This window comes from Janibacter sp. CFPM2_SD2 (assembly GCF_057364645.1).
This window is the reverse complement of record NZ_JBNFOF010000396.1, coordinates 1-716: the sequence shown is the minus strand read 5'-3', so window position 1 is coordinate 716 and position 716 is coordinate 1. Positions and strand designations below refer to the sequence as shown.

Here is a 716-nt window from a genome sequence, read left to right as displayed (position 1 = left end):
CGAGCGGGCTGCCGAGCCCGCCCCGCGAGGTCCGGTCCGCCGCCGCCCTCCCGCGTCGCCGTCGGGGTCCCCGGTGACCTCGACACGATCTGCCGCGAGACCCTCGGCGAGGGTCAAGGGGCCCCCGACTCCCCCGCGACTAGCCGCCCAGATCGCGCCCCTGGTCGCGCATCCCCGCTGGCCGGCGCCTGCGCACCAAGCCCCCGGGCGGGCACCGATGCACCGACCGAGGTCGTGCCCACCGTCGGCGGCGTCGCGGGCGACGGATCCATGAGCGATGACCACGACGTGGTGTCGGGTGCCGACCGCACGGGTGAGCACGACGGCTCCTCCGGGCTCGGCGTGGCCGGTGCCTCCGGAGCGGCCGCGGGTGCTGCCGGGCTCGCCGGTGCCGCTGCGCGGTCCGGCTCCTCCGACGACGCGGCGACCACCCGCTCGCACGCTGCGCAGGCCGGGGAGACCCCCTTCGACAGCGGGGACGACGACGCGACCCGCGAGATCCGGCTGCGCCACCGCGACGGGGTGACCGCCCACGTCACCCGGGGCGACGAGACGCCCGCCGGCCGACGTGCCGACGACGAGCGCACGCGGCGTGTGCGCCGCCCGCAGGATGACTCCGACGACGAGCACGGTCGGCGAGGCGCCGCCGCCGCCGCCAGCCGCCGCAGCTGCTGCCGCCGGTGCGGTCGGCACCGGGGGCAAGGCTCGGGATCGGA

Annotated in this window: 1 protein-coding gene; it reads left to right on the top strand. The window is 78.6% G+C overall.

The genetic code is table 11. The features are described from left to right. Positions 1-270 precede the first annotated feature (270 nt). The coding region (locus AC2W7J_RS18610; RefSeq protein WP_485984290.1) for a hypothetical protein at positions 271-716 on the top strand (446 nt) is incomplete at its 3' end.